The 6,933-nt window shown below is 67.1% G+C and carries 5 protein-coding genes and 1 pseudogene; 4 read left to right on the forward strand and 2 right to left on the reverse strand.

Annotation, left to right across the window (positions count from 1 at the left end):
- Positions 1-206: 206 nt before the first annotated feature.
- From IEW15_RS24570 to IEW15_RS26835, 3 genes are all read left to right on the forward strand, one after another.
- The gene (locus IEW15_RS24570) at positions 207-1,925 is read left to right on the forward strand and encodes a methyl-accepting chemotaxis protein (RefSeq protein ID WP_188583035.1); all 1,719 of its coding nucleotides are present in this window, start codon (positions 207-209) and stop codon (positions 1,923-1,925) included.
- A gap of 175 nt (positions 1,926-2,100) precedes the next feature.
- Positions 2,101-2,418: a hypothetical protein gene (locus tag IEW15_RS24575; RefSeq protein ID WP_188583037.1), complete on the forward strand. Its 318-nt coding sequence runs from the start codon at positions 2,101-2,103 to the stop codon at positions 2,416-2,418.
- Between the two features lie 247 nt (positions 2,419-2,665).
- Entirely contained in the window at positions 2,666-3,298 is a 633-nt protein-coding gene (locus IEW15_RS26835) for a nuclear transport factor 2 family protein (RefSeq protein ID WP_188583039.1), read from the forward strand.
- Positions 3,299-3,563: 265 nt separating this feature from the next.
- Here IEW15_RS26835 and IEW15_RS24585 read toward each other — a convergent pair.
- Positions 3,564-5,096: pseudogene (locus IEW15_RS24585) on the reverse strand (aldehyde dehydrogenase family protein); the annotation flags it as partial.
- 75 nt (positions 5,097-5,171) lie between these two features.
- On the reverse strand, positions 5,172-5,957 hold the full coding sequence (locus tag IEW15_RS24590; RefSeq protein WP_188583041.1) for a hydroxypyruvate isomerase family protein: 786 nt from the start codon (positions 5,955-5,957) through the stop codon (positions 5,172-5,174).
- A 202-nt stretch (positions 5,958-6,159) separates the two neighbouring features.
- Between IEW15_RS24590 and IEW15_RS24595 the strand changes: the two genes are divergently transcribed.
- Entirely contained in the window at positions 6,160-6,720 is a 561-nt protein-coding gene (locus IEW15_RS24595; protein ID WP_188583043.1) for a SprT family zinc-dependent metalloprotease, read from the forward strand.
- The last annotated feature ends 213 nt before the right edge of the window (positions 6,721-6,933 follow it).

A 6,933-nucleotide genomic window follows, 5' to 3' on the forward strand; every position in this document is an offset into this window, starting at 1 on the left:
GAGGATTCGACACCCCGAGCCTAACGGCTCAAGGCGAGCAACGCCGCTCTCCCTTTTTCAACAATGACCGGGACATCCCCCCAGACATTCCATGACCCTCCGAATCATGGTCACCCATTGATTCAGAACTTTAGGAAATACGCAACTGTAATGCTAGTGTTTCCGCCTATATGGCCCTGTTGTCCAGGCCATGTCCGGATATGAGGATGGCTGAGATGGATCATGTGCTGGGGCGAATGTCGGTCGCCGTGAAGGCTGCAATGCTTGTGCTGGTGATGGCGCTGGTTGCAGTTGTGGTGGCGGTGCTGGGATTCGACGCGCTCAAGACCAGCTATCAGCACGCCGAGACGATGCGTCGGGCGTCGGAGCGCACGGTTCTGGGAGAGCGGGCCAACGCCCTGGTCCTGGCGACGGTGATGGACAGCCGCGGCGTCTATATGGCCGAGACGCCTGAACGGGTGGAGCGGTTCGGCAAGCCCTTGCTCGACAGTCTCACTGAACTGCGCCAGACCATGCAGAGCTGGGAGGCCCTGGTGCCGGCCGGGAGCCGGCCCGAATTCGACGATGCCATGCGCAAGGCCGAGGCCTTCATTCAGTTCCGCACCGAACTGGTCCGGATCGGTCGTGTCGAGGGGGCGCCGGCCGCCCGCATCTATGGCGACAATGAGGAGAACCGCAGCAACCGAAAGGCATTGAACGAGTCCCTGCGGGTGTTGGCGGCGGCGAACGCCCATGCCGTCGATGATGGCATCTCGACCTTGGATCGTTATTACGCCGACCGCGCCATGTTGCTGGTGGTGGTTTCGGCGGCCGGTATCGTGGGTGGGCTGGCTGCCGCGGCGGTTGTCGGCATGCAGGGCATCAGCCGGCCGATGAGCCGCATCGCGGGTGCTGTCGACGCTATTGCCGGTGGCCGCCAGGATATCACCGTGCCGGGCGTCGATCGTCGTGATGAGGTGGGGGTGATCGCGCGGGCGCTGGATGTGCTGCGCAAGGGCCAAGACACCGCACGGAGGCTGTCGGAGGAACGCGAACAGGCGCAGGCCCGGCGGCTGGAGCGGGCAACGCAGCTGGAACGCCGGATCAGGGATTTCGACGGACGCGTGGTTGCGGTGATGGGCGAGGTCGGTGGTGCAATCGGTCATCTTCAGACCACTGCCGCCACCATGACGCGCCTGGCGGACGATCTGCGCGGGCGGGCGGGATCGTCCGCCGCGGCTGCCGAACAGACATCGGCCAATGTTCAGACCGTTGCCGCTGCCGCCGAAGAGATGGCCGGCACGCTGCGCGAGATTTCCGGTCAGGTGTTGCGGTCGGCTTCTGTGGCGACGAAGGCGACGGAACAGGCCGAGGGGGCCGACCGGACGATTCAGGATCTGACCGACGCAGCGGGACGGATCGGGGATATCGTGCGGCTGATCGAGGATATCGCCGAGCAGACCAATCTTCTGGCGCTGAACGCCACCATCGAGGCCGCGCGGGCTGGCGACGCCGGAAAGGGCTTTGCCGTGGTCGCGGGTGAGGTGAAGACTCTGGCCGGGCAGACGGCCCGCGCCACGGCCGATATCGCGGCCCAGATCGGCACGATCCAGGCGGCCACGGCAAAATCGGTCGATGCGTTCCGCGCAATCGGTATTACGATCAATAATGTCAATGAGATATCGACCACGATTGCGAGTGCGGTGGAAGAGCAGACTGCGGCCACCGGCGAGATCGCCCGCAATGTTCAGCAGGCCGCCGTGGGCTCGCAGGAGGTATCGGCGACCATAGGTGAGGTCAACCGCGTTGCCGATGATACAGGCGCCGCCGCGCGCGGCTTGCAGCAGGCATCCGAACTGTTGTCGACCCAGGTCGAGACGCTGCGTCATGACATCGACAGTTTCCTTGACGAGATGAGGGTGCAGCACCAGACCGCGGGCGCCTGAGGACGGGCAAGCTGGTGGACGGGGTGCCCCTCGCCATGTCAGGCTGTGGCCGCGCACCCCGCCACGTTGCTGGAGTTTCATCGCCATGTCGCCATCTTCGCCGGCCGTCGTCCGGAACCGTTTCCCACAGGCTCTGGTGGCCGTCAGGGCCAGACGGCGGACCAGGGGGCGGATCGTGCTTGCGCTGTCCGGTCTGGCCCTGCTGGTCGGCTGTATTCCCGGCCAGCGTGACCGCGACATGCGGTCGGACATCATCGTCGAGGACGACCGGCATTTCGTGTTCGAGGCGACGGCCTTCGACAAAGGCGAATACGCCAAGGATACCAATCAGGGCGAAGCGCTGCGAACCGGAATTCTCATGGGAGAACTCGACCGTAAGCGCCTGTGTCAAAACGGATATACCATCCAGAACCGCGAGGAGCGGGTGATCGGCAATGCCCCGGCCTCGCAGGGGCGTGAATGGCTGCTGCGCTATCACGGCGTCTGCAAGTGATGCCGGCCCTACCAGACTGACCTCGGTAGGGCCGGCCGGAAGGGGAGGGGGCTGTCACCTCGCCCGGCCGCCGGTCATACCATCCCGATTATCTGTGTTATATCAATAGTATAGCCGGTCGGACCGCGATGGTCTCCCCCTGCAATCAGGGCTTGGCGGCAGCCTTGATGCGTGCCATTGTGTCTGCCACGCAGGCCCACCAGAGCCATTCAGTGTCGAGACAGTCGAGAAGCCGGAGTTTGCCTTGATGACCGTAACGTCCCCGATCCGCGCAGGGCTGATGGCCTGGGCGATTGCAGCGATAGGTGTACTGTCACCGATTGCCGCCGATGCGGCCACGGCCAGCAAGGCCAAGCCCATCCAGACCGCAGCCCTGGCGACCGAGCCGCGCCCGATGCCCAAGCCGACCCCGCCGCCCGCCTCGGCGGTGATCGCGGCGGTGGCACCCTCGGCGCTTGCCGGTGCCCGCGCATTCGACCCGAACCAGGTGAAGTCGGAGATCGATGCGGCCCTGGCCAGCTGGGCCTGGTCGCTGAACAGCGGCCAGCAGGGCATCGTCGTCACCAACATGTATGGCAATGACGCCATCATGATGAGCGACGACGCCGATGGCGTGATGTTCAACAATGGTGGCATCGTCCGCTATTACGGCAATCTGGTGGCGCAGCGTCCGGACCTGAAGGTGACCTTCGGCGATGGCTGGATCACGGTTCTGGGCCCGGATGTCGGCACCGCCACCGGCTTCTACACCTTCGCCTACACCGAGAAGGGCCGGGAGGTCTCGGTTCCGGCCCGCTATACCCTGATTTATCGCAAGACCAGCGATGGCTGGCGTATCGTGTCGCATCATTCCTCGCGGATGCCCCAGGCCCATAGCTGACCAGGCCCATCGTTGATACAGGCGTAGCCCGCGCCCGCACCGGCGCTAGATACCCCGCTTCACAGACGGCGAAACCCGCATAAGCCTGCAGGCTTATGCGGGTTTCGCCGTCTGAAGGGGGTTTGACGGCTGTCAGTCGAGCATGATCGTCCGGCTCTGCTCGCGCAGGAATTGCGGCAGATACCAGGGCCCCAGCCCGCCCTTGCCGCCCGCGCCGCCCGATCCCTTCCAGCCGCAGANTCTGCTCGCGCAGGAATTGCGGCAGATACCAGGGCCCCAGCCCGCCCTTGCCGCCCGCGCCGCCCGATCCCTTCCAGCCGCAGAACGGCTGATGGCCCGGCCAGGCGCCGGTTGTGGCGCCGCTGGCGCGGTTGACATAGAGGGCGCCGGCCTCGGCCCGGTCCAGGAACAGCGACTGTTCGCGCGCGTCGGTGGTATAGCAGCCGGCAGTCAGGCCATAGGCGACGCGGTTGCCGTCGTCGATGGCGGCGCCGAGATCGTCGAAGCCCTGCACGCTGATCACCGGCAGGAACAGCTCGTCGCGGTTCAGGCGATGGTCGGGCGTCAGGCCGTCGATGATCGCCGGCGCCAGATAATGGCCGCGGTCGTGGATGCCGCCGGCCAATCGTTCGCCCCCCATGACCACCCGCCCGTCGCGGAGTGCCGCGGCGATCGCTGCCTGATAGCGATCGGTGGCACGGCCATCGACCACCGGCCCCATGAACACCGCGCGGTCGCGCGGATCGCCGAGGCGCAGGGTGGCCGTCTGGCGCGTCAGACGGTCGAGGAAGTCGTCCTTGACCGCTGCCGCGACATAGACCTTCGACAGAGCCGAGCATTTCTGCCCCTGAAGCCCGAAGCCCGAACGGGCGACACCTTCGGCCGCCCGGTCCAGATCGGCCGACGCGGTGACATAGGCTGGATTCTTGCCGCCCATCTCGACGATCACCGGCCGCGCCCACGGTCCGGCCGCAAACTGGCGGTGGATGGCCATGCCGACATCGTGGCTGCCGGTGAAGACGATGCCGTCGAGATCGGCCGCGGCCAGTGCGGCACCGGTCGCGGCCCCTCCGGGCAGAAAGGCCAGCACCGCCGGCGGCACCCCGGCCTCGTGAAAGGCCTGCACCAGCAGCCGGCCCGAGGCGACATTGATCTGACCGGGTTTGTAGACCACGGCATTGCCGGTGACCAGCGCCGCCGAGATCATGTTGACCGACAGCGCCACCGGAAAGTTGAACGGCGCGATCACGCCAAACACGCCATAGGGCCGCAACACCGATGCGCAGCTTTCGCGCGGCCGGGCCTGCGGCAGCACCCGGCTGTAGCCCTGGTTGCGCTCCATCTCGGTGGCATAATAGCGGGCCAGATCGGCGGCTTCCTCGGCTTCGCCCATCGCCTCCATCCGCGACTTGCCGACTTCGATCACCAGAACCGGGCCGATCTGCCATTTCATGGCGTCCAGAAGGTCGCCGGCCCGGCGGATGATCGCGGACCGTTCATCCCATGGCCGGGCGGCCCAGGCGCGCTGTGCCGCCCGTGCGGTTGCCACGGCACGCACGACCATGTCGGCGGATGCCGCTTCGGCCGTGGCGACGGGCAGGGCATGGTCGATGGGGCTCGATACCTGGAAGCGCGCACCACCGGATATCGCCGCGCCGTCGATCAGCGGCCGGATCACCGGCGCATCGGCCAGCGCGGCCTCCACCTGCGGAAACAACCGGTCCAGACGGTCGTGGACCGCGGAAAAATCGGTGCCGGTATTCGAATAGGTCACGCGGGGCAGGGCCGCATCAGTCATGGACGCCTCCTGAAGACGGTCGTTTTTCTTGTCGCGGGCAGCCTGGACGGCGGGCAGGCTCCGCGTCGGCGCCACTCAACCATGGATGCCCCAGCGCGCCGCCCAGCCGAAACCGTCTTCGGTGCGGGCGCATGGCCGGTATTCCAACCCGACCCACCCGTCATACCCCAGCCTGTCGAGATGGTCGAGCAGATGGCCGGGAGCGATTTCGCCCCGATCCGGCTCGCTGCGGTCCGGGACACCGGCGATCTGGACATGGGCGATGATATCGGCGTCGCGATCAAGTCGCCGGGTCAGATCGCCGCGGGTGATCTGGGTATGATAGAGGTCGAATTGCAGACCGAGGGCCGGGTGGCCGATCTCGCGCACGATGGCCGCCGCCTCGTCGGGATCGCTCAGGAAATAGCCGGGCATGTCGCGCGGATTGATCGCCTCGATGGTGATGCCGATGCCGGCCGCGCCGGCGGCATCGGCCGCATGCCTGAGCGCCGCCATATAGCTCGCGCGCGCGAGCGGCATCGGCACATCCCGCGGCACCACGCCCGCCAGCACATGCACCCGTCCGGCCCCGATCGCCACGGCGCGTGCCAACCCGTCGTCAAGGGCGCCGCGGAAGCGGTCATCCGCGCCGGGCAGGGCGGCACAACCCCGCCCGCCCCGGTCCCAGTCATCGACCGGCATGTTGATCAGGGCGACGTCCAGCCCCGCATCCTTGAGCCGGCGGCCGAGTTCCGCTGTGGGCATGCGTTCGGGAAACTGCATCTCGACAGCGGTGAAGCCGCAGGCGGCGGCGGCATCGATGCGTGCAGAGAGCGGACGGTCCGTGAACAGGAAGTCGAGATTTGCGGCAAGGCGAGGCATCGGGGGCGGTTCCGTGGCGGTTTGGGAAGGCTGGCATGCATCCACAACGCTTGCCTAACGCATCCGGGCCCGCCAGTCTGGCATCCGCCCGCAGCCACCGTCGAGCCCCATGACCGCCACCGGCAAATCTCCCGCATCCACAGCGTCCTCCAGCGCCGCTCCGTCACAGGCTCAGCCGGATCTCTCTTCCGACCGCCAGCCCGTGCCCAACCATCCGCTGGACCACCGGCTGCGGGATCTTGGCAGCGTGGCGGGGCTGGCAGCACGCTGGCAGCTGCTGGACGGGCGGCTTCACGGTGCTGCAGCCTTAAGCTGCGGCTTTGCCGCCTGCATGGCCGCCAGTGTCAGCGCCGGCCGGCGGATGCGGACCCGTGCCGGCAGCGCCTGGCCGGGGCGCCGGCTGATCATGCTGCACCCCGACCTGCTGCGTCCGGGCCACGAGGCCGACCGCGATCAGACCTTCCTGCATGAATGCGCCCATCTGATCGCCGATCTGGAGCATGGCCGGTCATGCGGCCATGACGCACGCTGGCGGGCGGTGATGCTGGCGATCGGCGAGGTGCCGGCCACCACCCATCGCATCGACTATCTTCAGGCGGCGGCGCAGGCGCGGGTGATCTGGCGCTGCACCGGCTGCGGTCGCGACCACGCCTTCGTCCGCCGCCCGCGGCGCGCCCTGCGCAGTTGCCACTGCCGCGCCTGCGGTCCTGAGCGCGGCCGGCTGATCGAGATCGATCCGGCTGCGGTGCCACCGGGGGCCTGACGCGACCGCTGTTTCGCGAAGACAGGGCGTCTGATCCACGAAGACATGGCGCGATGCCGCTTCCGGACGCGGAGACTGTCATATTTCGGCGAGGTCTGTGGAGGCCCCTGTGACGTCTCTTCAAAGGTGACCCCAGAGCCTGTTGCAGAATGGGCTCCAACCCTGTCGATGTCCGCTTGCCCCCGCGCTGCGGGGCTGATTCCCTCGGGTGAG

Origin of the sequence: Tistrella bauzanensis (assembly GCF_014636235.1) — a bacterium.
Classification (GTDB): domain Bacteria; phylum Pseudomonadota; class Alphaproteobacteria; order Tistrellales; family Tistrellaceae; genus Tistrella; species Tistrella bauzanensis.

Coding starts and splice junctions, on each gene's coding strand:
- IEW15_RS24570 (WP_188583035.1), top strand. CDS start 207: ATGGCTGAGATGGATCATGTGCTGGGGCGAATGTCGGTCGCCGTGAAG.
- IEW15_RS26835 (WP_188583039.1), top strand. CDS start 2,666: ATGACCGTAACGTCCCCGATCCGCGCAGGGCTGATGGCCTGGGCGATT.
- IEW15_RS24590 (WP_188583041.1), bottom strand. CDS start 5,957: ATGCCTCGCCTTGCCGCAAATCTCGACTTCCTGTTCACGGACCGTCCG.